Source organism: Streptomyces sp. NPDC094032 (assembly GCF_040303965.1).
Taxonomy (GTDB): domain Bacteria; phylum Actinomycetota; class Actinomycetes; order Streptomycetales; family Streptomycetaceae; genus Streptomyces.
Genome location: NZ_JBEOUE010000027.1, coordinates 42,207 through 67,564 on the forward strand (window position 1 = coordinate 42,207; position 25,358 = coordinate 67,564).

The following is a 25,358-nucleotide window of genomic DNA, read 5'->3' on the forward strand; positions in this document are numbered from 1 at the left end:
ACCGCCCCCGTACCGGCCGCTTCTTCGTATCCCGCCGGGATCAGCCCTCGCCGCTGAGGTCGATCGTCTTGGTGCGCTCGGCCAGGCCCTTGCCGCGCAGGGCGTCGCCCATCACGAAGGCCACGTCGTCGGCGGACACCTGGTGCTTGGTGCCGTCGCCCTTGGTGACCATGATGCCGTCGAAGACGCCGTCGAGGAGCTCGGTGATCGCTTCCTTGTTGTAGACCTCGACCAGCTTCCCGTCGACGGCCCGCATGGAGAGGATCTTCGGCAGCGAACGGGCCGGACCGAAGTCGATCTTCTTCCCGCCCGCCTTGATCCTGATCAGGCCGGACATCGCGGGCTCGGCGAACTCCTTCATCGCCCGGTCGAGCTCGGCCTTGCTGATGGTGGGCTGCCGGGTGACGACCGGGAGCGTCACGGACTTCGCGGTGCCCGTCTCGACCTGGGCGCGGTAGGCGTCCCGGACGGCGATCATCGAGCGCTGGACGTCCAGGCCCTTGCCCGGCTTGCCCTCGACCGCGGTGACCTTGCCGGGGGCGAAGACGATCGTGCCCTCGGTGGCCGAGCCGGAGCTGCCGGCCAGGTCGGTGAGGGCGACGCCCAGCTTCTCCTCGTCGACCGGGAAGACCGGCTGGGCGACCCGCTCGCCGCCGAAGAGCGAGCCGATGACCGACACCGGGTTGTAGTCGCTGCCGGCGGCGGCGCGCACGGTCTCCTGCGCGTCCAGGGCGAGGCCCGCCTTGTCGGGGGCCAGCTCGGTCTTCGTGCCGCCGATGTCCAGCTTGAGCGGGGCGTGGGCGCGCTTGCCCAGGGCCGTCTCCAGCGTGGCGACCGCCTCCTCCTTGGTGCCGCCGCCGATGTCCACGCCGAGCACGGTGGTGCCCTTGGGGACGTCGGAGTGGTTCAGGAGCAGTCCGGCGCAGTACGCGACACCCGCGAGGCCGAACACGCCGGCGCCGACGAGGACCAGCTTGGAGCGGCCCTTCTTGGCGGGCGCCGGGGCGGGCTTGCGGGCCGGGGCGGGGGCCGGGGCGGGCGCGGGCTCGTCCTGGGCGTCGGGCCCGTCGTAGGCGTCGTAGCCGCCGTCGAAGGCCGCGTCCTGCCGCCCGGGGGCGCGCGGGCTCAGGTCGGGTCCGGGGGCCGTGGTCGGCGGGACGACCGGGATGCCGCTGGTGAGCGTGGCGCCCGAGACGTGCGCGCCCTCGTGCGCCGCGATGCTCTGCGGCGTCAGGATCGCGGTGTCGTCCGACATCCGGAGCGCGTCCGTCATGCCCGGCATCCCGGACGCGGCGGCGCCGCCCCTCGGGTGGCCGGGGCCGACGACCGGGCTGCCGCCGGTGACCGGTCCGGTGGTCGGTCCGGCGGGCGGGGTGACGACGGGCGTGCCGGCGGCCGGTGTGTGGCCCGGGCCGCTGTCGTAGAGCGGGTTCCCGGCGCCGGGGTCGAAGACCGGCGTGCCGCCCGCGGGAGTGTGTCCGGCGCCGGGGTCGAAGACCGGCGTGCCGCCCGCGGGGGTGTGCCCGGGGCCGCCCGTCAGCGGTGTGACGATCGGCATGCTCTGGGTGGTGCTCGCGGCCGACGGGACGCCGTCCGACGCGGAGCCGCCGGCGAAGCCGGGCGCGGCGGCGGCCGGCGTGGGCGCCGGGGCCGCGACCGGGCCGGGCGCGGGCGCCGGGGCGACGGCCTTCGGGGCGGGGGCGGCGGCCGGCTTGCGCGGGGCGAACCAGTCGCTGGTGGGCTTCTCCTCGGCGCGCGGCGGCTCGGCCGGGGCGACCGGCTCGGGCTCGGGCACCGGCTCGGGGCGCGGCGCCTCGGGCTCGGCGGCCCGGGCCGGGGCCTGGGCGGCCGGCGTCCGGGCCGGTGCCTGGGCCGGCGCCTGGGCCTGGGCCTGGACGTCGCCCTCGGCGACCGTCTTGCGGACGACCACGGGCGGGATCGGACGCGAACCCGGGATGTTGATCCGGATACGGGTCGTCAGCGTGGTCTCGGTCTTGGGCTCCTCCGGCGGTGCGGAGGCGGCGGGGGCCTCCTCCATCGCCTCCTGGCCCGGGCGGAGCCCGTACGGAGGGGTGCCCGAGGGGTACGCGGCCCCACCGCGCGCCTGGGCGCCGGAGGACGAACTGTCAGTCTCTCGACCAGTTTCACGACTCAAAGCAGGATCTCCCGGTTGGCTCCGCCGCCCGCTCTTGCTTGCGCTCGTGGTGAATCGGGGCGGTCGACGGCGCGCACCACCATACTGGCCGCCGCCGCTCCGTACCCGACCCGGCGTGGATCGGCCATGGCCAATCCGGCCGAAGTCAGGCCGGACCGGAGGATGTCCGGCCAGGTCGTCGTGGCACGGACGGGTCAAGTGGGCCTGTTCACGGGGCCGGTCGGGAGAGTCGGCCCATCGTGGCGCACATCACAGCGACGGCCATGCCGCCGAGCAGGAAGACCATCTCCCCGAGTCCGCCGCCGAACAGGCCGTCGCCCTCGGGGCGTCCGAAGCTGAGCACCACGATGGCGATCAGCCAGCCGCCGCCGGAGGCCGCGACGCCCAGCTGGGTGCCGGTGGCGATCCGGCCGCCGTAGAACACGGCGGCGGAGGCCAGCAGGGACAGCAGCAATCCGGCCGGGAACCAGGCGGCTTGGACCAGGGAGCCGGCCGTGCCGACGAGGGCGCCGAGGATCACGAGCGCCGCGTACCAGACGTAACGCCCCTTCACGAGGCGACTCCGGCGAACAGATCGGTCTCGCGTTCGCCCGTGGGCGCGCCGGACGTGCCGTGGACCAGCTCGTAGTACTCGGTCGTGAAGATCGGCTGGCCCAGGTTGTTGGAGAGGGCGAAGAAGGGGCCGTCGACGGCGATCTGGGTGAGGTGGGCGCGCATGGCGGCGGTCTTGCGGGCCGCGTGGGCGCTGCCGCCGTCGATCTCGGCGGTGATCCGGGCCTCGTCGACGACGCCGGGCAGGTCGCCGATCTCCGCGTCGGCGGGGAAGACCGAGCCCTCGGCGCGCAGCCGCTCGAAGCCGGCCTCGACGACCGGGCGCGGCAGCCGGTTCCAGTAGATCTTGGCGATCTCGTGGGCGGGGCCGAGCTCGGGCCGGTAGGCGGGGTCGGCGGCCAGTTCGGCGGCGCGGGTGGCGACCCGATGGGCCTGGATGTGGTCGGGGTGGCCGTAGCCGCCGTCGGGGTCGTAGGTGACCAGGACCTGCGGCCGGATCTCGCGGATCACCTCGACGAGGTACGGCGCGGCGGTGTCGACGTCCGTGTTCCAGAAGGCGTTCGGGCGCCTGTTCTGCTCGGCGCCCATCATTCCGGAGTCGCGGAAGCGCCCGGGGCCGCCGAGGAAGCGGTGGTCGGGGACGCCGAGCTCCTTCATGGCGGCGTCGAGCTCGGCGACCCGGCGCTCGCCGAGCCGGTCCTCCCGGTCGGGTGCCAGATGGGCGAGCTCGGGCGGGATGACCTCGCCCTCCTCGCCCAGGGTGCAGGTCACGAGGGTGACCTGGGCGCCCTCGGCCGCGTACCTGGCCATGGTGGCGCCGTTGTTGATCGACTCGTCGTCCGGGTGGGCATGCACCAGGAGCAGACGACGGGCAGGGAGAACCGTCATGGCCCCACCCTACGAGGCGGGACCACCGGCGGAGCGGCAGGTCAGAACTTCAGTCCGCCGATCATGCTCGCCACGTTGGTGGTGAGGGTGCTGATGGACGGGGCGATGGACGAGCTCGCGAGGTAGAACCCGAGGAGCGCGCAGATCGCCGCGTGTCCGGCCTTGAGACCGGATTTCCGGATGAGCAGGAAGACGACGATCGCCAGCAGCACAACCACCGAAATCGAGAGTGCCACGGCGGTTCACCTCCATACTTCTTCAGGTCGGACCTTCAGTTGGCATGTGCCAGGAGATGCATACCCACCTAGCGCTACGGATCATAACTATCCGTGCCATCGCATCGATCGGTGTACAGGAGCATGAGGGGGCGCACGGACGCTAGTTTCGGTCACATGACTTCGTCACGAGACTCCCTGTCGTTCCCCCGTCGGTACGCGCGGACGCAGCGGTTCACGCTCGGCGCGCCGCGCGCGTTCAGTGTGTCGCCGGACGGCGAGCGGGTGGTGTTCGTCCGGTCCGCCTCGGGGACGGACCGCTCCCACGCGCTGTGGGTGCTGGACCCGTCGGACGGCTCCGAGCGCCTGGCGGCCGACCCTCGGGCGCTGCTCGCGGGCGCCGAGGAGGAGTTGTCCGCGGAGGAGCGGGCGCGCCGGGAGCGGAGCCGGGAGGGCTCGGGCGGGATCGTGGGCTACGCCGTGGACGGGGCGGTGGAGTTGGCGGCGTTCGCCCTGTCCGGGCGCCTGTTCACGGCGGAGCTGCGGGCGGGCACGGCACGCGAACTGCCGGTTCCCGGACCGGTGGTCGACCCGCGGCCCTCGCCGGACGGGCGGTACGTCGCGTACGCGGCGGGCGGGGCGCTGCGGGTGACGGGCACCGAGGCCCCCGAGGGCACCGCCGGGGACCGGGCGCTCGCCGAGCCGGAGGCGGAGGGCGTCACGTACGGTCTGGCGGAGTTCGCGGCCTCGGAGGAGATGGGCCGCAGCCGGGGCTTCTGGTGGGCGCCGTCCTCGGACCGGCTGCTCGTGGCGCGGGTGGACGAACGGCCGGTGCGGCGCTGGTGGATCGCCGATCCGGCGCACCCGGAGCGGGCGCCGCACGCGGTGGCCTACCCGGCGGCGGGCACGCCCAACGCGGAGGTCGGGCTCTTCGTGGTGGACCTCGAAGGGGCCCGCACCGAGGTGGTGTGGGACCGGGCGGCGTACCCGTACCTGGCCCGGGTGCACTGGTCGGGCGAGGGGGCGCCGCTGCTGCTCGTGCAGGCCAGGGACCAGCGCACGCAGGCGTTCCTGGAGGTCGACCCGGCGTCGGGGGCGACCCGGGTGGCGCATGTGGACGAGGACCCGGCGTGGCTGGAGCTGTTCACGGGGGTCCCGGCCAGGACCTCCGACGGGCGGCTGGTGCGGATCGCCGACGAGGGCGGTGTCCGGGCGCTCGTGGTCGGGGAGCGGACGCTGACGGGCGCGGATCTGCATGTGCGGGCGGTGCTGGACGTGGGCGCCGAAGATGTCTTGATCTCGGCGTCCGCCGGTGAGGCCGCAGAGGCCTCCGGGGACCCTGAGATCGGTGAGATCCACGTCTACCGGGTGGGTCCCGGGGGCGTGGTGCGGGTCTCGGAGGGCGCCGGGGTGCACGGAGCGGTGCGTTCCGGTGCGGTGACGGTGCTCTCCTCGGCGCGGCCGGACGTTCCGGGGAGCGTGGCGCGGGTGCTGCGGGACGGGGCGCCGGTCGCCCAGGTGACCTCGTACGCGCAGACCCCTCCGCTGGCCGCCGGGGCGCGGCTCGTCCAGGCGGGGGCGCGCCGGATCCCGTGCGCCGTGCTGCTGCCCTCCGGGTGGTCGGAGGGCGACGGGCCGCTGCCGGTGCTCCTGGACCCGTACGGGGGGCCGCACGGGCAGCGGGTGGTCGCCGCGCACAACCCGTATCTGACGTCCCGGTGGTTCGCCGAGCAGGGCTTCGCGGTGATCGTCGCCGACGGGCGCGGGATGCCGGGCCGCTCCCCCGGCTGGGAGAAGTCGGTCGCCGGGGACTTCGTCGCCACCCTCGACGACCAGATCGAGGCGCTGCACGGGCTGGCCGGCCGCTTCCCGCTCGACCTCGGGCGGGTGGCGATCCGCGGCTGGTCGTACGGCGGGTATCTGGCCGCCCTGGCGGCGCTGCGCCGGCCGGACGTCTTCCACGCGGCCGTGGTGGGCGCCCCGGTCACCGACTGGCGGCTGTACGACACCCACTACACCGAGCGCTATCTGGGCCACCCGGACCAGGAGCCGGCCGTCTACGCGGCGAACTCGCTGGTCACGGACGAGGGTCTGGTCCACGCGGCGGAGCCGGCCCGGCCGATGATGATCGTCCACGGGCTCGCCGACGACAACGTGGTGGCGGCGCACACCCTGCGGCTCTCCTCGGCGCTCCTCGCGGCGGGACGCCCGCACGAGGTGCTGCCGCTGTCGGGCGTCACGCACATGACGCCGCAGGAGCAGGTGGCGGAGAACCTGCTGCTGCTCCAGGTGGACTTCCTCAGGCGGTCGCTGGGCCTGGCCTGATCACCAGCCGGGCGGCGGCTGCGCGGGCGGGGCCGGGGGCAGGGCGGCGACGGGCCGGTACGGGAGGCGGCGGCGCTCCCCCGGCCGCGCGAGCAGCACCATGACGGCGGTCCCGGCGAGCACGGCGAAGACGGAGGTGAGGACGGAGAGCAGGGTGTCGGTCTCCTGCTGGAGGAGACCGGCGAACCAGTCGGCGCGCAGCGCGGTGGCCACGCCCCCCGTCCCCCAGCCGGCGAGCAGCAGCCCGGCGAGCAGTCCGGCCGGGCGGGCGTGCCGGGCCCGGGTGAAGGCGCTGACGGCGGCGGTGAGCAGCAGCAGGGTCAGCACGACGTCCAGCCAGCCGGGCGGGACGGCCAGCGTGGGCAGCAGCAGGGAGCGCCCGCCGGTGAACCGGTCGACGGTGAACTCGACCGGCAGCGCGCTCGCCCAGTGCGCCTCCCAGGCCGCCCAGACGAGTGCGGCGAGCGCGCAGAGCACCCCGGCGGCGACGGCGGGGCCGGTGCGCGGGCGGGCCGGGCCGCCGGGCTCCCCCTCGTGGTCGTCGTGGCGGCCCGCAGCGGCGGTGACGACGAGTCCGGCGGCGAGGGCGAGCGTGAGCAGGGTGGTGACCAGGGCGTCGATGCCGGCGGCCCACAGGCCGGGCAGCCGCAGCGCGAGGGTGGTGAGCCCGGTGACGGCGAGCGCGGGCCCGGCCAGCGGGGAGCGCAGGGCGGCGTACGCGGTGGCCACGTAGGCGACGAGCAGCACGGGGTCGACCAGTGAGGTGGCGGCCCTGTGCCGGAGCAGGAAGGCGCGGTCCCCCGCCCAGTACCAGAGGAGTTCGGCGGGCGCCCTGAAGGCTGCCAGGTCGCTCAGCAGCCAGACGACGATGACGAGGGCGAGCGCGGCGCACAGCGCGGCGCCGGTGAGACGTGCCGTTCGTGTCACAGTCACGGGGCCGATACTCACGGTCGCCATCGGCTGAAACAAGCGGTTCCGCAGATGCGGAGGGATGGTGCGTCAAGTCGGGGCGCGGAGCGACCGGCCGGAGCGACATGGCGCGCCCCGGCCGGTCCAACGGCACCCGCACGGCCGTACGTTGTGGAGCGTCCCGCGTCCGTATATCGGATCCGATTCGGCGACGTTGCCCGGAGGTTAAGCCTCGGGAGGAGTGTCGGGGGCGGCCGTGCCTTTCCCGTTGCCTTTCCCGTTGCCGTTCTCCGGCGGCACCACCTGCTTCTCCTCCGCGAAGTGGCAGGCCGAGTCGTGCTTGGCGGGGGTGTCGGTCAGCCGGAAGACGGCCGGGACGGCGAGCAGCGGGACCTCCAGGGTGCAGCGCTCCTGCGCCTTCCAGCAGCGGGTGCGGAAGCGGCAGCCGGAGGGGACGTTGGCCGGGGAGGGCACGTCGCCGGCGAGGATGATCCGCTCGCGGTGCTCGCGCGCGTCGGGGTCGGGCACCGGCACCGCCGAGAGCAGCGCCTGGGTGTACGGGTGGGTGGGGTGGTCGTAGATCTGCGCGTCGGAGCCGATCTCCACGATCCGGCCCAGGTACATCACGCCGACCCGGTCGGAGATGTGCCGCACGATCGACAGGTCGTGCGCGATGAAGACGTACGACAGGCTGAACTCGTTCTGGAGCCGTTCCAGGAGGTTGACCACCTGCGCCTGGACGGAGACGTCGAGGGCCGAGACCGGCTCGTCGGCCACGATGATCTCGGGCTGGAGGGCGAGGCCTCGGGCGATGCCGATGCGCTGGCGCTGGCCGCCGGAGAACTGGTGCGGATAGCGGTTGATGTACTCCGGGTTGAGGCCGACGACGTCCAGCAGGTCCTGCACCTTGCGGCGCCGGTCGCCCTTGGGCGCGACCTCCGGGTGGATCTCGTACGGCTCGCCGATGATGTCGCCGACCGTCATGCGCGGGTTGAGCGAGGTGTACGGGTCCTGGAACACCATCTGGATGTTGCGGCGCACGGCCTTGAGGGCGCGCGGGGACATGGTGGTGATGTCCTCGCCCTTGTACGAGATGGAGCCCGCGGTCGGCCGCTCCAGGTTGACCAGCATCTTCGCCACGGTCGACTTGCCGCAGCCGGACTCGCCGACGATGCCGAGGGTTTCGCCCGCGGCGAGGTCGAAGTCGACGCCGTCCACCGCCTTGACCGCGCCGACCTGTTTCTTGAAGAGGATGCCCTGGGTCAGCGGATAGTGCTTGACCAGGTCGCGGACCTGGAGAATCGCCTCAGCCATGGAGGCACTCCTTCCAGAAGTGGCAGGCGCTGGAGCGCGGTACGGGCGATTCGGTGACGTCGTACAACGGCGGCACGTCCGTGCGGCACACGTCCTGGGCGAGCGGGCAGCGCGGGTTGAAGGCGCAGCCGGAGGGGATGGCGAGCAGGTTGGGCGGCAGGCCCTTGATCGCGTAGAGCTCCTGGCCCTTCTGGTCCAGGCGCGGGATGGAGTCGAGCAGACCGCGCGTGTACGGGTGGGCGGGGCGCTTGTAGATCTCGTGGACCGGGGCCTGTTCGACGATCCGTCCCGCGTACATGACGGCGATCTTGTCGGCGACGTCGGCGACCACGCCGAGGTCGTGGGTGATGAGGATGAGCCCCATGTTGAGCTCGCGCTGGAGCTCGGCGAGCAGGTCCATGACCTGGGCCTGGACGGTGACGTCGAGGGCGGTGGTCGGCTCGTCGGCGATGATCAGCTCGGGTTCGAGGGCGAGCGCCATCGCGATCATGATGCGCTGCCGCATGCCGCCGGAGAACTGGTGCGGGTACTGCCCCACCCGTTCCTTGGCGGCGGGGATGCGGACCCGGTCCATCAGCTCGACCGCCTTGGCGCGGGAGTCCTTCTTCGACATCCCTCGGTGCACCTGGAACATCTCGCCCAGCTGCTCGCCCACGCTGACCACCGGGTTGAGCGAGGAGAGCGCGTCCTGGAAGACCATCGCCATCTTGGCGCCACGGATCTTCCGGCGCTCCTCCTCCTTCAGCTTGAGCAGGTCCTTGCCCTGGAAGAGGATCTCGCCGCCGGCGATCTTCCCGGGGGGCGCGTCGAGGATGCCCATGACCGCCTGGGCGGTGACGGACTTGCCGGAGCCGGACTCGCCGAGCACGGCGAGCGTCTCCCCCGCGTCCACCGAGTAGTTGACGCCGTTGACCGCCTTGGCCACACCGTCCCGGGTGTGGAACTCCACGTGCAGGTCGCGCACTTCGAGCAGCATGGTCCCCTACCTCAGCTTGGGGTCGAGGGCGTCGCGCACCGCGTCGCCGAGCATGATGAAGGCGAGCACCGTGACGGCGAGCGCGCCGGCCGGCCAGAGCAGCATGTGCGGGGCGTTGCGGATGTACTGCGAGGCCGAGGAGATGTCGATGCCCCAGGACACCGTCGGCGGCTTCAGTCCGACGCCGAGGTACGACAGGGTCGCCTCCAGGGCGATGTACGTGCCGAGCGCGATGGTCGCGACGACGATCACGGGGGCGATGGCGTTGGGCAGGATGTGGCGCAGCATCATCCGGGAGTTGGAGGCGCCGAGGGCGCGGGCGGCCTGGACGTAGTCGTTCTGTTTGGCGGTGATGACGGAGCCGCGGGCGATCCGGGAGAGCTGTGGCCAGCCCAGCAGCACCATGAAGCCGATGACGGGCCAGACGGTCGCGCTGGTCACGACGGACAGCAGCACCAGGCCGCCGAGGACGACGGGGATGGCGAAGAAGACGTCGGTGATGCGGGAGAGCACGCCGTCCCAGGCGCCGCCGAAGAAGCCGGCGAGTCCGCCGAGGACGCTGCCGAGGATCGCCACGCCGAGGGTGGCGAGCACGCCGACGGTGACCGAGGTGCGGGCGCCGTAGACGGTCCGGGTGTAGACATCGCAGCCCTGCCCGTTGAAGCCGAAGGGGTGGCCGGGCTGGGAGCCCTGCTGGGCCTTGGAGAGGTCGCAGTCGAGGGGGTCCCCGGAGGCGATCAGCGAGGGCCAGATGGAGATGATCACCAGGAAGAGAATGATCAGCCCGGAGACGATGAAGACCGGGTTGCGGCGCAGGTCGTGCCAGGCGTCGGACCACAGAGAGCGCGGCTTCTTGTCGGGGCCGCCGCCCTCCGGACCGCCCAGGGGCTTCTCCAGGGTCTCGGCCTCGGCCGTGGCGAGATCGGCGGCTCCCCCGGCGCCGGTGGAGGCGATGGCCCGCCCCTCGCTGCCGTAGGACTCAAGCGGCTCAAACGGTTCAAGCGGCTCAGGCATAGCGAATCCTCGGGTCAAGGACGGCGTACAGGAGGTCGACCAGCAGGTTGGCCAGGAGGAACACCAGGACGAGGACGGTCACGAAGCCGACGACGGTCTGGGTGTTCTGGCGGACGATGCCCTGGTAGAGCTGGTAGCCGACGCCGTGGATGTTGAAGATCCGTTCGGTGACGATGGCGCCGCCCATCAGCGCGCCGATGTCGGCGCCGATGAAGGTCACCACGGGGATGAGGCTGTTGCGCAGCAGGTGACGGGTGATGACCCGGCGGCGCGGGAGGCCCTTGGCGACGGCGGTGCGGACGTAGTCGGCGCGCTTGTTCTCGGCGATCGAGGTCCGGGTGAGCCGGGTGACGTACGCGAGCGAGACGGAGGCGAGGACCAGACCGGGGACGATCAGCTCGTTGAACGGCGCCTCGGGCGACACGGCCGGTTTGATCCAGCCCCACTTCACGCCGAGCAGCAGCTGGACCAGCAGACCGGTGACGAAGGTCGGAACCGAGAGGACGACCAGGGTCAGCAGCAGGACCGTGGTGTCGATGGGGCGGCCGCGCTTGAGGCCCGTGAGGACGCCCAGGCTGATGCCGATGACGATCTCGAAGAAGATCGCGACGATGGTGAGCCGGATGGTGACTGGGAAGGCGCTGGCCATCAGCTCGGTGACGGGCTGTCCGTTGAAGGCGGTGCCGAAGTCGCCGGTGAAGACGTTGCCCATGTAGATCAGGTACTGCTGCCAGACCGGCTTGTCGAGGCCGAACTCCTTCTTGAGCTGCGCGGCGGTGGCCGGGTCGCAGGCCCGGTCGCCGCAGAGTCCGGCGATGGGGTCGCCCATCACGTTCACCATCAGGAAGATCAACAGCGTGGCGCCGAAGAAGACCGGGATCATCTGCAGCAGCCGGCGGATCACGTAACGACCCACGGAAACCTCCAGAGTGGGGGGAGGAAGGCGTACGGCCCGGCGCGGAGTTCCGCGGGCCGGGCCGTACGCCGCCGACCTGCTACGACGTCACTTGACCTTGATCTGGTCGTAGACCGGGACGCTGAACGGGTTGAGCATCACGTTCTCGACCCGGTCCGAGTAGCCGGCGCTGCCGTTCTGGTACCAGAGCGGGATGGCGCCCATGTCGTTCTTCAGGACGGTCTCGGCCTGCTGGAAGAGCCCGACGGCCTTGGAGCGGTCGGTCTCGGCGTTGGCCTGGTCGACCAGCTTGTCGAACTGGGGGTTGGTGTACTTGCCGTCGTTGGAGGAGGCGCCGGTGTAGTACAGCGGCTGGAGGAAGTTCTGGATCAGCGGGTAGTCCATCTGCCAGCCGGCCCGGAAGGGGCCCTGCATCTTCGACTGGGTGACCTGGTTGCGGTAGTCGGCGAAGGTGCCGATCGGGTTGCCGACGCAGGCCTTGTTGTTGCCGAGGGCGCGGTTGATGGAGTTGCAGACGGCGTCCACCCACTCCTTGTGGGAGCCGGTGTCGGCGTTGTACGAGATCTTCATGGTGCCGCCGGGGATGCCGCCGCCCTCGGTGACCAGCTTCTTCGCCTCGGTCGGGTTGTACACGCAGGCCGTGCCGCAGATGTCCTTGAAGCCGCCCTCGGCGCCGAGCACCGGCGAGGTCCAGTCCTGGGCCGGCGTACGGGTCTTCTGGAAGATCGTCTCGGTGATCTGCTTGCGGTCGATCGCCATGGACAGGCCGGTGCGCAGCTTCTCCTGGCCCGGCTTGTTCCAGGCCGGGTCGTAGAAGGGGAAGGCGAGCGTCTGGATGATGCCGGCGGGGGTGTTGATGTACCGGCCGCCGAGGTCGGTGCCGACGTTCTTCAGCTGCGAGGCCGGAATGTCGTCGACGAGGTCGAGGTTGCCGGCCGTCAGGTCGGTGTAGGCCGTGTTGTTGTCGGTGTAGACCTTGAGCGTGATGCCGCCGTTCTGGGCCTTGTCGGTGCCGGGGTACGAGTCCCACTTCTTGAGCACCATCTGGGAGCCCTTGGCGTAGGAGTCCACGGTGTACGGGCCGTTGCCGATCGGCTTGGAGAGCCAGCCGGCGTGGTCGTCGTAGAAGGCCTGGGGCAGCGGGGCGAAGGCCGCGTAGCCGAGGGTGTCGGGGAAGGTCGAGAACTTCTGCGACAGCTTGACGGTGAAGGTCGTGTCGTTGACGACCTTGAGGCCGGACATGGTCGCGGCGGTCGGCTCGCCCTTGTCCGGGTGGACCTGGCTGTAGCCCTCGATGTAGCCGAAGAAGTACGCGTTCTTCTGGTTGTTCTTCAGATGGGCGCCGTAGTTCCAGGCGTCGACGAAGGACTTCGCGGTGACCTTCTCGCCGTTGGAGAAGGTCCAGCCGTCCTTGAGCGTGATGGTGAAGTTGACCGAGTCGCTGGTCTCGATCTTGTCGGCCAGCATGTTGTTGGCCGCGCCGGTCTTCGGGTCGTACTGCTTGAGACCCCGGAAGATCATGGAGAGGACCTTGCCGCCCTGCACCTCGTTGGTGTTCGCCGGCTCCAGTGGGTTCTGCGGGTCGCCCCAGGACGAGCTCACGGTGCCGCCGGCGCCTCCGCCGCCGCTGTCGCCGCCCCCGCCGCAGGCGGTCGCCGCGAGGGCGACGGCGGTGGCCAGAGCGGCCCACTTGGCGTGCGTGGCTCCGCGCATGGAGTGCCTCCCGAATGTCCTCAGTCTGACTTAGGCCCCAATATCACCCGATTTTGACGGGAGTGCACTTTTACGGCGTCCGGATGAACGGCCACCCGGACGACACGCCGGACGCGGGCAACGCGAAGGCCCCCGGCACCCTTGCGGGTGACGGGGGCCTGGGGCCTCGGCGGGTCAGACGGAGAGGACCGTCTTCTCCTCGGCGAAGTGGCACGCGGACTCGTGCGCGGCCGGGGTGTCCTGGCCGCGGAAGCGCTCCGGAACCGCGAGCAGCGGCATCTCGGTGCTGCACTTCTCCTGCGCCTTCCAGCAACGGGTGCGGAAGCGGCAGCCCGACGGCGGGTTGGCCGGCGAGGGCACGTCACCGGTGAGGATGATCCGCTCGCGGTGCGCGCGGGCCTCCGGGTCCGGCACCGGCACCGCGGAGAGCAGCGCCTGCGTGTACGGGTGGGTCGGGTGCTCGTAGATCTGCGTGTCCGTACCGATCTCGGCCATCTTGCCGAGGTACATCACACCGACGCGGTCGGAGATGTGCCGGACGATCGACAGGTCGTGCGCGATGAAGATGTAGGAGAGGTTGAACTCGTCCTGCAGCTTCTCCATCAGGTTGATGACCTGCGCCTGGACGGACACGTCCAGGGCCGAGACCGGCTCGTCGCAGATGATGATCTCGGGGTTGAGCGCGAGGCCGCGGGCGATGCCGATGCGCTGGCGCTGACCGCCGGAGAACTGGTGCGGGTACCGGTTGATGTACTCCGGGTTCAGACCGACGACGTCCAGCAGCTCCTGCACCTTGCGGCGCCGGTCGCCCTTCGGGGCCACCTCGGGGTGGATGTCGAAGGGCTCGCCGATGATGTCGCCGACCGTCATACGAGGGTTCAGCGAGGTGTACGGGTCCTGGAACACCATCTGGATGTTGCGGCGCACGGTCTTGAGGGCGCGCCCCGACAGCCGGGTGATGTCCTGGCCCTTGTAGAAGACCTCGCCGGCGGTGGCCCGCTCCAGGTTCATCAGCAGCTTGGCGACCGTGGACTTGCCACAGCCGGACTCGCCCACGATGCCCAGCGTCTCGCCCTGGTAGAGGTCGAAGGAGACCCCGTCCACGGCCTTGACCGCGCCGACCTGCTTCTTGAACAGGATGCCCTGCGTCAGCGGGAAGTGCTTCTGCAGGTTGCGCACCTGGAGGATCGGCTCACCGCGCTCGACGGGGGCGTCGAGAGCCGCGGCCACGGCCTCCTCGTTCTTGCTGAGCTCAGCCATGGATCGTCTCCTTCCAGAAGTGGCAGGCGCTCTTGCGGCCCGGCAGATCGGTGCCGTCCTGCTCGGCGACCGGCGCCAGCGCCGGGATCTCCGTACGGCAGATGTCCTCGGCCTTCGGGCAGCGCGGGTTGAAGGCGCAGCCGGTGGGCACGTGGAGCAGGTTGGGCGGCAGACCCTTGATCGCGTAGAGCTCCTGGCCCTTCTGGTCCAGACGCGGGATCGAGTCCAGCAGACCGCGGGTGTACGGGTGGGCCGGGCGCTTGTACAGCTCGCCCACCGGCGCCTGCTCGACGATCCGTCCCGCGTACATGACCGCGATCTTGTCCGCGACGTCGGCGACCACGCCGAGGTCGTGGGTGATCAGGATCAGACCCATGTTGTACTCGCGCTGGAGCTCCGCGAGGAGGTCCATGACCTGGGCCTGGACCGTCACGTCGAGCGCCGTGGTGGGCTCGTCCGCGATGATCAGGTCGGGCTCCAGGGCGAGCGCCATGGCGATCATGATGCGCTGGCGCATACCGCCGGAGAACTGGTGGGGGTAGTCCGAGACCCGCGCCTTGGCGGCGGGGATCTTGACCTTGTCCATCAGCTCGATGGCCTTGAGCTTGGCGTCCTTCTTGGACAGGCCGTGGTGCACGCGGAACATCTCGCCGAGCTGGTAGCCGACGGAGAGGACCGGGTTGAGGGAGGACAGCGCGTCCTGGAAGATCATCGCGATCTTCCGGCCGCGGATCTGCCGGCGCTCCTCGTTGGACATCTTGAGCATGTCCTGGCCGCGGAACAGGATCTCGCCCTGCGGGATCTTGCCGGGCGGCATGTCGAGGATGCCCATGATGGCCTGGGCGGTGACGGACTTGCCGGAGCCGGACTCGCCGAGCACGGCCAGCGTCTCACCGGCGTCGACGGAGTAGTTGACTCCGTTGACCGCCTTGGCCACACCGTCACGGGTGTGGAACTCGACGTGCAGGTCGCGGACTTCGAGCAGCGGACCGGTCTGGTCGCCGCCACGCGGCGCGGGGACCGTCGCGGTGTTGTCGATGATGGTCACGTACGCCCTCCTCAGCGCATCTTCGGGTCGAGGGCGTTGCGGACCGCTTCGCCGAGCATGATGAATGCCAGCACGGTGATGCTCAGCATGATCGAGGGCCACAGCAGGATGTGCGGGGACACTCGGATCTGGTCGACGGCGGTGGAGATGTCGACGCCCCAGGAGACGGTCGGGGAGGCGAGGCCCAGACCCAGGTAGGACAGGGTCGCCTCGGCCGAGATGTAGCCGCCGAGCGAGATGGTCGCGACGACGATCAGCGGGGCCATGGCGTTCGGCAGGATGTGCCGGAACAGGATCCGCGTGGTGCCGGCGCCCAGCGCCGTGGCGGCGTGGACGTAGTCGGCCTGCTTGACCGTGATCACGGCACCGCGCATGACGCGGGCCATCTGGGTCCAGCCGAGGAAGGCCAGCGCGCCGACGACGACCCAGACCGTGCGCTCGGTGAAGGACTGGAGCACGACCATGGCGCCGAGCAGGAACGGGATGCCGAAGAAGACGTCGGTGATCCGGGAGAGCAGCGCGTCGAGCCAGCCGCCGAAGTAGCCGGCGATCATGCCGACGAGGCCGCCGAAGATCGTGACGATCAGGGTGACGCAGACGCCGACGATGATCGAGGCACGGGTGCCGTGGATCAGTCGGGCGTACACGGAACGGCCCTGGCCGTCGTAACCGAGCCACTCGGGCGAACCGATGTGGCTCAGCTCGGGCTTGCCCAGGAAGTGCTTCACCAGGTCACCGCTGGTCGGCGAGGCGCTGGTGAACATGCTCGGGAAGAAGGCGATCAGCAGCAGGAAGAAGATCATCACTGCCGAGATGATGAAGTACGGGTTGCGGCGCAGGTCGGACCACGCGTCGCCCCAGAGGCTGCGGGCCTTCTCCGGCTTCGAGGCCTGGACGGGCGCGTCGGCAGAGGGGGAGGCGACGGCGCTGTCGACGGCGGCCGCGGTCTTGGTCACGTCAGGCATAACGGATCCTCGGGTCCAGGACCGCGTACAGCAGGTCGATGAGAAGGCTGGTGAGGAGGTAGACGATCACCAGGATCGTGACGAGGCCGACCAGGGTGCCGCCCTCGCGACGGGAGATCGACTCGGCGATCAGACCGCCGACGCCCTTGATGTTGAAGATCTTCTCGGTGACGACCGCACCGCCCATGAGGGCGCCGATGTCCGTACCCAGGAAGGTGATCACCGGGATCATCGAGTTGCGCATCAGGTGGACACCGATGATGCGGCGCTTCGGCAGGCCCTTGGCGATGGCCGTGCGCATGTAGTCGGCGCGCAGGTTCTCCGCCATGGTCGTCCGGGTCAGGCGCGCCACGTAGGCGAGCGAGAGACCACCGAGCACGATGGCCGGGGCGATCAGCTCGTCCCAGTTCACCTCGGTGGACACGTTCGGCGCGATCCAGCCCAGGTTGAACGCGAACTGCATCTTGATGAGGAAGCCGAGCACGAAGACCGGGATCGAGATGATCAGCAGCGTGAAGATCAGGATGGCGTTGTCGGCCAGGCGGCCGGCGCGCAGACCGGCGATGATGCCGAGGCCGATACCGAAGATCAGCTCGAACGTGAAGGCCAGGAAGGCCAGCTGGAGCGTGACGGGGAACGCCTCACCCAGCACCTCGGTGACCGGTCGGCCGTTGCGGATCTGGGTACCGAAGTCGAAATGCAGGATCATGTCCCGCATATAGACGTAGTACTGCTCCGGCAGCGACTTGTCGAGACCCAGCTCATGACGCTTCGCGGCGAGGGTCGCGGGATCCGCGCCCTTGTCACCGAACATGGCCAGCACGGGGTCACCGGGCAGGCTGTGCACCATGAGGAAGATCAGCAGGGTTGTCCCGAGGAAAACCGGGATCATCTGGAGCAGTCGTCGTGCGACATAGCGCCCCATCATGCCTCCGTTGAGATGTGACGGCCGCAGCCGACGGGCCCTCCCTCGACAGAGCATGCCCGCGTGCGGGCATGCTGATGTCGCGGAAGGGCCCCCCAGCCACTGCGTAAGGCACCGAGACGGGGCTGACGATCCGTCAGCCCCGCGCTGCGGCGAGCGGACTACGCTTGGGTGATTACTTCTTGACCTCGACGCCGGTCAGGATCGGGTCGCCGTCCTGACCGTAGGCCACGCCAGTGACCTTCTCCGAGTAGCCCGCGTTGACCTTGTAGTACCAGAGCGGGATCGACGGCATGTAGTTGACCAGGTCCTTCTCGATGGCCTGGTACGCCTTGACCGACTCGTCGAGCGTCTTGACCGAGTCGGCCGCCGCGATCTTGGCGTCCAGCTCCTTGTTGGAGAAGTCGCCCTGGTTGCCGCCCGCACCCGTACGGAACAGGTCCGAGATGAAGTTGGCGTTCACCGGGTAGTCGAGCACCCAGCCGGAGCGGTACAGCGACTTGACCTGCTTCGTCTTACGAGCGGTCAGGTCGGCCTGGAAGTCCGGCTTGCCGTCGCCGACGCACTGGACGCCGGTGGACTGGGTGATGCTGTTGCAGACAGCCTCGACCCACTCCTTGTGACCGCCATCCGCGTTGTACTGGATGGAGATCTTGTTGCCCGGGACACCGCCGCCGGCCTTGATCAGGTCCTTGGCCTTGGTCGGGTCGAACTTGGTGACCTCGACCGCGTTCGGCTGGTAGCCGAGCACGCCCTTGGCGACCCAGCCGGTCGCGGGCTCACGCGTACCGTTCAGCACCGTCTTGGTGATGGTGGCACGGTCGATCGCCATCGACAGGCCCTGGATGACCTTCGGGTCGACCTGCTTCGGCTTCTTCCACTGGTCGGCGTAGAAGGCGACGGCGATCGTCTGGATCGCGGAGTACGCCTGGTCGACCGCGCGGTCGCCGAGGTCCTGGCGGTAGACCGGCAGGTCCTTCGGGGCGAGCTGACGCAGAACGTCGACGTTGCCCGACTTCAGGTCCTCGTACGCGGCCTCGAGGGTGGTGTAGTTCTTGAAGACCACACCGCCGTTCTTCGCCTTGTTCGGGCCCTTGTAGCCGTCGAAGCGGGTGATCTCGATCTGCTTCTTGTGGTCCCACGACTTGAACTTGTAGGGACCGTTGCCGACCGGCTTCTCGCCGCCGGCCTTGGGGTCCTTGTAGAAGGACTCCGGCAGCGGGGCGAAGACGATGTACGCCAGCTTGTGCGCGAAGTACGGAACCGGCTTCTTCAGCTCGATCGTGAAGCTGTTGTCGTCAACGATCTTGAGGCCGTCCATCTTGTCCGAGGTGGGCTTGGCGCCCTCGCCCTCGGGGTGGACGTTCTCGTAGCCCTTGACGTCCTCGAACCAGGACGAGAGGCCCTGAGCGTTCTTGACGTTGGCGTTCCAGTTCCACGCGTCCACGAAGGACTTCGAGGTCACCGGGGTGCCGTCGTGGAAGGTCCAGCCCGGCTTGAGCTTGACGGTCCACGTCTTCGAGTCCGTCGTGGTGACCGACTCGGCGTTGATCATCTCGAGCGAGCCGTCCGGCTTGTAGTCGACCAGGGTCGAGAACAGGCCGGCCATGACGGCGGAGCCGTTGGACTCCATCGTGTCGCCGGTGAGCAGGGGCTTCTCAGGCTCACCCAGCTCGATGGAGAAGATGCCGTTCGGGTCAACAGCGCCCTTGGCGTCGCTGCCGCCGTCGCTCTTACCCCCGCCACAGGCGGTCGCTGCCAGGGCGACGACGATCGCGCCCGCTACCCACTTGGCGCTCTTGGCACCGCGCATGGGTTCCTCCTCATGAGTCCACTTGTCACTACAAGAGGGGCACTTCGAGTTCTGCCGACACCCCTGACGGCGTTGCACTCAAGTGCCCCGAGTGTGCTCGTGAGTCGGCACTCCCCACAGTGCGTGACCCATTGACCCGAGCTCAATGGAGCCAACTATTAAGTACGTCCGGGCCGTAAACCACACTTAAGTGGTCTCGGTTTGACAACATCGCCAAGCCACCGAAGACCGAAATCCGGACAAAGCGAGCACAGACAGACACCGACGAAACGGACCGTTAACACACGTTCCGGAGAGCGACGACCGATATCCGGACAGTGGGGTTCCGTAATGAACTTGACTAAACGTTGAAGAAGGGCCCGGCCCCCCGCCTCTTCAGGCGGGGGGCCGGGCCCTTCGGTCAGGCGTCGCGTCAGCCGTTCTTGGCGCGCGAGGAGGCGCGACCACGCGCGTTCTGGTCCAGGATGACCTTACGGATGCGCACGGCCTCCGGGGTCACCTCGACGCACTCGTCGTCGCGGCAGAACTCCAGGGACTGCTCCAGGGACAGCTTGCGGGGCGGGACGATCGCCTCGAAGGAGTCGGCGGAGGAGGAGCGCATGTTGGTGAGCTTCTTCTCCTTGGTGATGTTCACGTCCATGTCGTCGGAGCGCGAGTTCTCGCCGACGATCATGCCCTCGTACACCTCGGTGCCGGGGTCGGTGAACAGGACACCGCGCTCCTGGAGGTTGGTCATCGCGAAGGCGGTGACCGCACCGGCGCGGTCGGCGACCAGCGAACCGTTGTTACGGGTCGTCAGCGTGCCGAACCACGGCTCGTGGCCCTCGTGGATCGAGTGGGCGATGCCCGTACCGCGGGTGTTGGTCAGGAACTCCGTACGGAAGCCGATGAGGCCGCGGGACGGGACGACGAACTCCATGCGGACCCAGCCGGAGCCGTGGTTCGACATGTTGTCCATGCGGCCCTTGCGGACGCCCATGAGCTGGGTGACGGCACCCATGTGCTCCTCGGGCACGTCGACCGTGAGGCGCTCGACGGGCTCGTGGGTCTTGCCGTCGACCTCCTTGGTGACGACCTGGGGCTTGCCGATGGTGAGCTCGAAGCCCTCACGGCGCATCTGCTCGACCAGGATGGCGAGCGCGAGCTCACCACGGCCCTGGACCTCCCAGGCGTCCGGACGCTCGGTGTCGAGGACGCGGAGCGAGACGTTACCGATCAGCTCGCGGTCCAGACGGTCCTTGACCTGGCGGGCGGTGACCTTGCGCTGCTTGACCGCGGACTTGGCGTCCGCGCCCTTGCCGGTGCCGCCACGGCCGACGAGCGGCGAGGTGTTCGTACCGATGGTCATGGAGATGGCCGGCTGGTCGACCGTGATCAGCGGCAGCGCGATCGGGTTCTCCGGGTCGGCCAGGGTCTCGCCGATCATGATGTCGGGGATACCGGCGACGGCGCAGATGTCACCGGGGCCCGCGACCTCGGCCGGCTTGCGGGTGAGCGCCTCGGTCATCATCAGCTCGGTGATGCGGACGTTGGAGATGGTGCCGTCACGCTTGATCCACGCGACCGTCTGGCCCTTGCGGAGCTCGCCCTGCTCGACGCGGAGCAGCGCGATACGGCCGAGGAAGTTGTCGGCGTCCAGGTTGGTGACGTGCGCCTGGAGGGGGGCCTCCTCGTCGTACGACGGGGCCGGGACGTGCTCCAGGATGGTGCTGAAGAACGGCTCCAGGTTGTCGCTGTCCGCGGGAACGGTGCCGTTCTCCGGCTTGGTCAGCGAGGCGATGCCGTCACGGCCGCAGGCGTAGACGATCGGGAACTCGATCTGGTCCTCGTCGGCGTCCAGGTCGAGGAAGAGGTCGTAGGTCTCGTTGACGACCTCGTCGATCCGGGAGTCCGGGCGGTCCGTCTTGTTGATGCAGAGGATGACGGGCTTGCGCTGCTGGAGGGCCTTGCGCAGCACGAAGCGGGTCTGCGGGAGCGGACCCTCGGAGGCGTCCACGAGGAGGACGACCGCGTCCACCATCGACAGACCGCGCTCGACCTCGCCACCGAAGTCGGCGTGGCCGGGGGTGTCGATGATGTTGATCGTGATCGGGGCCCCGCCGTCCTTGGGGTGATACTTCACCGCCGTGTTCTTGGCGAGGATCGTGATGCCCTTCTCACGCTCCAGGTCGTTCGAGTCCATCATGCGGTCGTCGAGCTGCTGGTGGGCGGCGAAGGCACCGGCCTGCTTGAGCATGGCGTCGACGATGGTCGTCTTGCCATGGTCGACGTGGGCGACGATGGCAACGTTACGGATGTCGTGGCGCGTGGGCATGGGTGCTTGCGCTTCTCTCGGATCGTGGGATGCGGCGTCAGTTCCTCTTACGCCCGCCGGGCGGACGCGCCACGGCTATGTCCTATGGTACGGGGCTGCCGTGCAAGGGGCTTCCCCACCCGGGATCCGAGGGGTTCTACTGGGGGGTTTCGCTGGTGCCGGGGTGCCTGGGGAGGCGCCTGGCATGGGTGTGGTCCGCCGCGTGGACATACGGCGAGGAGGTCGTGCGGCCGGGTCAAGGGGCCGACGCGATCCTGCCCGCCGGGATCACCGGCGGGCAAGGAACTTGAGCTGCTTCTGAGCTTGCGACTTGGACTTTCGGCGGCTTTAGGGTATTGCGCTCACTTGCGGGTGTTGCGCTCCGGTCCCTGTGCGGACGCGGGCTTCTTGTAGCCGATGTCCTGGTAGCGCGGGGCGGCCAGGCCCCAGGCGCCGGCGTTCACCACGTCGCTCTTGGCCGCGACCAGCTGGGGGCGCTGGTAGAGGGGGATGGAACCGGCCGCGGCCCAGATCCGGGCGTCGGCCTGGCGGACCAGGTCGCGGGCCTCGTCCTCGTCCAGGGTGCCCGCCGCCTGATCGAACAACTGATCGATACGGTCGGTGCCGACCCGCGCGTAGTTCTGCTCGACCATCAGTGAGCCGTCCGAGGCGGGCTCCGGCTTGGCGAAGATCGGCCGGGCGTCGGTCGCCGGGAAGGCGCTGGCGGGCCAGGAGTACAGGGCCAGGTCGTAGTCGCCGGAGGCGATGTGGTCCTTGAAGAAGCTCTCGTCGGAGACCTTGGTCACCGCGGTACGGATGCCCACCGCGTCGAGCATCCGGACGATCCGGTCGCCGACCGCCCGCAGCGACTCCGAGCCCGGCCCCGAGGGCAGGACGAAGCGGAGGCTGAGCGGCTTGCCGTCCTTGCCCAGCGCCTGCGAGGCCGCGTCCACGACCGCGGGGGCGGCGGAGCCGCGCGGGGCGTAGGCGCCGGCCGCGCCCTTGGCCTCCGACGCGGTGCGCGCCCGCGCGCCGCTGCCGGTGTCCAGCGCCTCGGCCTGGCGGAGCAGGGCCGCGCTCTGGAAGGCGGCGGCGGGGGCGGGGGCGAGGATCTCGATGCCGTCCTCCGGGCCCGTGGGGCCGAGCGGCGGGGCGGCCGGACGCGCGCCGGGCTTGTCGTCGCCGACGACGTAGAGGCCGTCGTCGGAGGCGGTGTCGCTCTCCTTCTTCCGCCCGGGGCCGGCCTCGCCGTCCTTCCCCTCCTTCTCGGCGCCCTCCTCCTGCCCCTTCTGCTTCTCCTTCTCCTTCTGCGTGGCGGTGCTGCCCGCCTTCGCCCCGGCCGGCTTCTTCAGCGCGCCGCCCGGCACCCAGCCCGCGTCGGCGAGGAGCGCCCGCGCCTCCTTGGTGTCCTGGTCGCCGAGCGCGTCGCTGCTGTCGGCGTAGGCGGCCTGCCCGGCGAGCGCCAGGTGGCTGCCCGGGGGCCTGGCGGGGAGGCCGAGCGGCTTGAGCACGGTCTCGGCGAGCTCCTGGCGGTTGATCGCGCGGGCCACCGCCCGGCGGACCCGCTCGTCGGACAGCGCGCCGGACTCCCCGTTGAGGGAGAGCTGGGTGTACGCGGGCTCCAGGGACTTGCGGACGACGAACCGGGCCAGACCGTCCTGCTCGGCCGCGTACCGCGCGATGGCCTGCTGGTTCTTCTCGCGGGCGGCCTGCACCTCGGCCGCCTTCTCCTCGTCGGAGCCGTGCGCCAGGGCCCAGGAGCGCAGGGCGGCGGCGGGGGTGATCCCGGCGCCGGGCCCGTGGGTGAGGGCCTGCCCCCCGGTGCGGCCCGCCTGGGCGTCCCGTACCGCGAGGGCGATCCGGTCGGCGGCGGAACGGTCGATCTCGGCCAGGTCCAGCTTGCCCGCGGCGAGCGCGGCGGCCCGGTCGGCGCGGGGGACGGCCTTCAGGACGAGGGAGTCCAGCTTGGCCGTCTGGCCCCACCAGCGCGGGTTGCGGGCGAGCGTGATGTCACCGGTCTTCCGGTCCACCGTCTTCAGCAGGAACGGTCCTGCGGTGGCCTTCAGGGTGGCCCGCGCGCCGTCGTTGAAGGTGCTGGGGGAACCCATCACCTGCTTCGGGTACAGGGGGGTGAAGAGCGACCGCCAGTCGGCGTACGGCTTGCCGAAGGTGACCCGTACCTCCAGGTCGTTCTTGCCGCGCTCGATCTTCTCGATCCGCTCGTAGCCGGCGTTGCGCGCGGTCCAGTAGGCGGTGTCCCGGCCGCTGAGCGCCCGCCACTGGGCGACGAAGTCCGGGGCGCCGATCTCGCGCCCGTCGCTCCAGACCGCCTGCTGGTTGAGCTTGTAGAGGACGACCTGCTTCGGCTCGGTCTCGACCACCTGGGCGGATTCCAGGTAGTCCGGGTTCTGCTGCGGCCGCCCCCGGCCGTCGAGGGTGTAGAGGGCGGGGAGCACGGCTCCGGCGATGCGGTTGGTGGCGCCGTCGGCGTCGGCCTGGAAGGCGTTGAGGGTGGTGGGCAGCGCGTCGACGGCCCAGCGCAGGGTCCCTCCGTCGGCGACCTGGTCGCGGCCGGCCGGCGCGTTGTCCTGGGCGGCGGCCGGGTTCTCGTCGGCGCTGTCGCCGGAGCCGCATCCGGAGAGCACGGCGAGGGCGAGCACGGCACTGCTGAGGGTGGCTACGGAACGGAGCGTGCGGGAGCGGGGGCTCCTGGAGCATGTCCTCCCGCGAGGGGCGCCGACCTGGGACATGACTTGTACCCCTTCGTCCAGTTTTATGCCATTTGGAGATGATCACACCTATTGCTCATACACTGAAATGGACGGAGCGGATCCGGCCACGGCGACACGGCGGCACGGACGGCAAACCCCACTCGTGCGGCCCAACCTCCGGAGGACCGGGACGCTCCGGACGAGTGGAATCCCGTGCACACGGCTTCACAAGCGGGATGTGACGCGCGACACTCTCGCGTGTGTCCCGCGCTCCGGAAGGTGAGGGCAGCCATGTCCGTTCAGGACGATCTCGCAGCCGTCAAGCGCCGCCTGCAAGACCTGGAACACACGGTCGAAGAGCTGGAACACCGCGTCGGAGTCGAGCGGGGCGCGCCCAAGGTCCCGACGGGGGGCCGTGCCGAGAGCATGGTGACGATCCCCGACACCCCGTACGACGCCCAGAAGTGGACCGACACCGACGACGAGGGCCTGGGAGCACGCGACCGCCACGCGCCGTAGAGCCGAGGAGACCCTGTTGGCCACAGGTACCCGACCCCCGACGAGAAACGAAGCCGCGACGGGGGTGCGCTCCCCGGGGCGCGCCGCCCTCGCCGCCCGCCATCTGCGCACCGACCGCTGGTGGCTGGCGCCCGCCGTCACCGCCGCAGGACTGCTCGCCTTCGTCGCGTACTCGACATGGCGGGCCTTCGCCAACGCCGACTACTACGCCGCCCCCTATGTGTCGCCGTTCTACTCGCCGTGCCTCGCGGAGAACTGCGTCCCCATGCGCGGCGGGCCGAACTGGGCGCTCTTCGGGAGCTGGTGGGGCCTGTCCCCCGCGCTGCTCATCCTGGTCTTCCCGCTCGGCTTCCGGCTGACCTGCTACTACTACCGCAAGGCGTACTACCGGGGCTTCTGGGCCTCTCCCCCGGCCTGCGCGGTCGCCGAACCCCACCGCGCGTACACCGGCGAGACCCGCCTCCCGCTGATCCTCCAGAACGCGCACCGGTACTTCTTCTACCTGGCGCTCCCGGTGGCCGGAATCCTCACGTACGACACCGTGCTCACCTTCCGGGACTCCTCCTACGCCTGGGGCCACGCGGGGCTCGGGACGGTGCTGTACGTCGTCAACATCGCGCTCATCTGGTCGTACACCCTCTCCTGCCACTCCTGTCGGCATGTCGTGGGCGGGCGGCTGCGGCACTTCTCGAAGCACCCGGTCCGCTACCGGCTGTGGACCTGGGTGGGCCGGCTGAACCGGCGTCACATGCTGCTCGCCTGGTCCTCGCTGATCAGCGTCGCCGTCTGCGACCTGTACGTGTACCTGCTCGCCACCGGTGCCTTCGACGACCCGAGGTTCTTCTGA

General features: G+C 70.1%; 20 protein-coding genes. 3 read left to right on the top strand and 17 right to left on the bottom strand.

Going from position 1 to position 25,358, the window contains the following annotated elements; translation table 11 throughout:
* Positions 1 to 40 precede the first annotated feature (40 nt).
* From ABTZ54_RS29510 to ABTZ54_RS29525, 4 genes are all read right to left on the bottom strand, one after another.
* The gene (locus ABTZ54_RS29510; RefSeq protein ID WP_502997336.1) at positions 41 to 2,155 is read right to left on the bottom strand and encodes a peptidoglycan binding domain-containing protein; all 2,115 of its coding nucleotides are present in this window, start codon (positions 2,153 to 2,155) and stop codon (positions 41 to 43) included.
* 208 nt (positions 2,156 to 2,363) lie between these two features.
* Positions 2,364 to 2,708: a DUF6113 family protein gene (locus ABTZ54_RS29515; protein ID WP_351668897.1), complete on the bottom strand. Its 345-nt coding sequence runs from the start codon at positions 2,706 to 2,708 to the stop codon at positions 2,364 to 2,366.
* Positions 2,705 to 3,595 (bottom strand): N-acetyl-1-D-myo-inositol-2-amino-2-deoxy-alpha-D-glucopyranoside deacetylase, encoded by an 891-nt coding sequence (gene mshB, locus ABTZ54_RS29520; protein ID WP_351668899.1) that lies wholly within the window; start codon positions 3,593 to 3,595, stop codon positions 2,705 to 2,707. The genes ABTZ54_RS29515 and mshB overlap by 4 nt, the downstream gene beginning before the upstream one ends.
* A 41-nt stretch (positions 3,596 to 3,636) precedes the next feature.
* Positions 3,637 to 3,831, bottom strand: a complete 195-nt coding sequence (locus ABTZ54_RS29525) for a hypothetical protein (protein ID WP_046911704.1) — start codon at positions 3,829 to 3,831, stop codon at positions 3,637 to 3,639.
* Between the two features lie 156 nt (positions 3,832 to 3,987).
* Here ABTZ54_RS29525 and ABTZ54_RS29530 point away from each other — a divergent pair, with 156 nt between their 5' ends.
* A complete protein-coding gene (locus ABTZ54_RS29530) occupies positions 3,988 to 6,135 on the top strand; it encodes a S9 family peptidase (RefSeq protein WP_351668901.1) in 2,148 nt (715 codons plus the stop codon).
* On the opposite strand, the gene ABTZ54_RS29535 is transcribed toward ABTZ54_RS29530, so the two are convergent.
* The 13 genes from ABTZ54_RS29535 to ABTZ54_RS29595 all read right to left on the bottom strand — a co-directional run bounded on the left by ABTZ54_RS29535 (position 6,136) and on the right by ABTZ54_RS29595 (position 24,031).
* The gene (locus ABTZ54_RS29535) at positions 6,136 to 7,068 is read right to left on the bottom strand and encodes a hypothetical protein (protein WP_351668903.1); all 933 of its coding nucleotides are present in this window, start codon (positions 7,066 to 7,068) and stop codon (positions 6,136 to 6,138) included.
* A gap of 201 nt (positions 7,069 to 7,269) precedes the next feature.
* On the bottom strand, positions 7,270 to 8,358 hold the full coding sequence (locus ABTZ54_RS29540; protein WP_351668905.1) for an ABC transporter ATP-binding protein: 1,089 nt from the start codon (positions 8,356 to 8,358) through the stop codon (positions 7,270 to 7,272).
* Positions 8,351 to 9,334 carry an ABC transporter ATP-binding protein gene (locus tag ABTZ54_RS29545; RefSeq protein ID WP_351668907.1) on the bottom strand — a complete coding sequence of 328 codons (984 nt, stop codon included), beginning with the start codon at positions 9,332 to 9,334 and terminating at the stop codon, positions 8,351 to 8,353. The genes ABTZ54_RS29540 and ABTZ54_RS29545 overlap by 8 nt, the downstream gene beginning before the upstream one ends.
* Positions 9,335 to 9,340: 6 nt before the next feature.
* Entirely contained in the window at positions 9,341 to 10,348 is a 1,008-nt protein-coding gene (locus ABTZ54_RS29550) for an ABC transporter permease (protein WP_351668908.1), read from the bottom strand.
* The gene (locus tag ABTZ54_RS29555) at positions 10,341 to 11,264 is read right to left on the bottom strand and encodes an ABC transporter permease (RefSeq protein ID WP_351668910.1); all 924 of its coding nucleotides are present in this window, start codon (positions 11,262 to 11,264) and stop codon (positions 10,341 to 10,343) included. Before ABTZ54_RS29555 ends, ABTZ54_RS29550 begins: the two co-directional genes overlap by 8 nt.
* A gap of 87 nt (positions 11,265 to 11,351) precedes the next feature.
* Positions 11,352 to 12,977 carry a peptide ABC transporter substrate-binding protein gene (locus tag ABTZ54_RS29560; RefSeq protein WP_351668912.1) on the bottom strand — a complete coding sequence of 542 codons (1,626 nt, stop codon included), beginning with the start codon at positions 12,975 to 12,977 and terminating at the stop codon, positions 11,352 to 11,354.
* A 174-nt stretch (positions 12,978 to 13,151) separates the two neighbouring features.
* Positions 13,152 to 14,237: an ABC transporter ATP-binding protein gene (locus tag ABTZ54_RS29565; RefSeq protein ID WP_351668914.1), complete on the bottom strand. Its 1,086-nt coding sequence runs from the start codon at positions 14,235 to 14,237 to the stop codon at positions 13,152 to 13,154.
* A complete protein-coding gene (locus ABTZ54_RS29570) occupies positions 14,230 to 15,285 on the bottom strand; it encodes an ABC transporter ATP-binding protein (RefSeq protein WP_351668916.1) in 1,056 nt (351 codons plus the stop codon). Before ABTZ54_RS29570 ends, ABTZ54_RS29565 begins: the two co-directional genes overlap by 8 nt.
* A gap of 11 nt (positions 15,286 to 15,296) precedes the next feature.
* Positions 15,297 to 16,250: an ABC transporter permease gene (locus ABTZ54_RS29575; protein WP_351668918.1), complete on the bottom strand. Its 954-nt coding sequence runs from the start codon at positions 16,248 to 16,250 to the stop codon at positions 15,297 to 15,299.
* Positions 16,243 to 17,175: an ABC transporter permease gene (locus ABTZ54_RS29580; RefSeq protein WP_351669034.1), complete on the bottom strand. Its 933-nt coding sequence runs from the start codon at positions 17,173 to 17,175 to the stop codon at positions 16,243 to 16,245. Before ABTZ54_RS29580 ends, ABTZ54_RS29575 begins: the two co-directional genes overlap by 8 nt.
* A 175-nt stretch (positions 17,176 to 17,350) precedes the next feature.
* On the bottom strand, positions 17,351 to 18,988 hold the full coding sequence (locus ABTZ54_RS29585; protein WP_351668920.1) for a peptide ABC transporter substrate-binding protein: 1,638 nt from the start codon (positions 18,986 to 18,988) through the stop codon (positions 17,351 to 17,353).
* A gap of 412 nt (positions 18,989 to 19,400) precedes the next feature.
* Positions 19,401 to 21,302: a translational GTPase TypA gene (gene typA, locus ABTZ54_RS29590; RefSeq protein WP_351668950.1), complete on the bottom strand. Its 1,902-nt coding sequence runs from the start codon at positions 21,300 to 21,302 to the stop codon at positions 19,401 to 19,403.
* 341 nt (positions 21,303 to 21,643) lie between these two features.
* Positions 21,644 to 24,031, bottom strand: a complete 2,388-nt coding sequence (locus ABTZ54_RS29595) for an ABC transporter family substrate-binding protein (RefSeq protein ID WP_351668952.1) — start codon at positions 24,029 to 24,031, stop codon at positions 21,644 to 21,646.
* 252 nt (positions 24,032 to 24,283) lie between these two features.
* Here ABTZ54_RS29595 and ABTZ54_RS29600 point away from each other — a divergent pair, with 252 nt between their 5' ends.
* Both ABTZ54_RS29600 and sdhC read left to right on the top strand, forming a co-directional pair.
* On the top strand, positions 24,284 to 24,511 hold the full coding sequence (locus ABTZ54_RS29600; protein WP_351668954.1) for an Rv0250c family protein: 228 nt from the start codon (positions 24,284 to 24,286) through the stop codon (positions 24,509 to 24,511).
* Positions 24,512 to 24,527: 16 nt separating this feature from the next.
* Positions 24,528 to 25,358, top strand: coding sequence for a succinate dehydrogenase subunit SdhC (gene sdhC / locus ABTZ54_RS29605; RefSeq protein WP_351668956.1), 831 nt, complete (start codon positions 24,528 to 24,530; stop codon positions 25,356 to 25,358).

What these genes read in the sequence shown, in the direction of transcription:
- mshB (WP_351668899.1), bottom strand. Translation starts at nt 3,595, where the DNA reads ATGACGGTTCTCCCTGCCCGTCGTCTGCTCCTGGTGCATGCCCACCCG.
- ABTZ54_RS29530 (WP_351668901.1), top strand. Translation starts at nt 3,988, where the DNA reads ATGACTTCGTCACGAGACTCCCTGTCGTTCCCCCGTCGGTACGCGCGG.
- ABTZ54_RS29540 (WP_351668905.1), bottom strand. Translation starts at nt 8,358, where the DNA reads ATGGCTGAGGCGATTCTCCAGGTCCGCGACCTGGTCAAGCACTATCCG.
- ABTZ54_RS29545 (WP_351668907.1), bottom strand. Translation starts at nt 9,334, where the DNA reads ATGCTGCTCGAAGTGCGCGACCTGCACGTGGAGTTCCACACCCGGGAC.
- ABTZ54_RS29550 (WP_351668908.1), bottom strand. Translation starts at nt 10,348, where the DNA reads ATGCCTGAGCCGCTTGAACCGTTTGAGCCGCTTGAGTCCTACGGCAGC.
- ABTZ54_RS29560 (WP_351668912.1), bottom strand. Translation starts at nt 12,977, where the DNA reads ATGCGCGGAGCCACGCACGCCAAGTGGGCCGCTCTGGCCACCGCCGTC.
- ABTZ54_RS29565 (WP_351668914.1), bottom strand. Translation starts at nt 14,237, where the DNA reads ATGGCTGAGCTCAGCAAGAACGAGGAGGCCGTGGCCGCGGCTCTCGAC.
- ABTZ54_RS29575 (WP_351668918.1), bottom strand. Translation starts at nt 16,250, where the DNA reads ATGCCTGACGTGACCAAGACCGCGGCCGCCGTCGACAGCGCCGTCGCC.
- ABTZ54_RS29580 (WP_351669034.1), bottom strand. Translation starts at nt 17,175, where the DNA reads ATGGGGCGCTATGTCGCACGACGACTGCTCCAGATGATCCCGGTTTTC.
- ABTZ54_RS29585 (WP_351668920.1), bottom strand. Translation starts at nt 18,988, where the DNA reads ATGCGCGGTGCCAAGAGCGCCAAGTGGGTAGCGGGCGCGATCGTCGTC.
- typA (WP_351668950.1), bottom strand. Translation starts at nt 21,302, where the DNA reads ATGCCCACGCGCCACGACATCCGTAACGTTGCCATCGTCGCCCACGTC.
- ABTZ54_RS29595 (WP_351668952.1), bottom strand. Translation starts at nt 24,031, where the DNA reads ATGTCCCAGGTCGGCGCCCCTCGCGGGAGGACATGCTCCAGGAGCCCC.
- ABTZ54_RS29600 (WP_351668954.1), top strand. Translation starts at nt 24,284, where the DNA reads ATGTCCGTTCAGGACGATCTCGCAGCCGTCAAGCGCCGCCTGCAAGAC.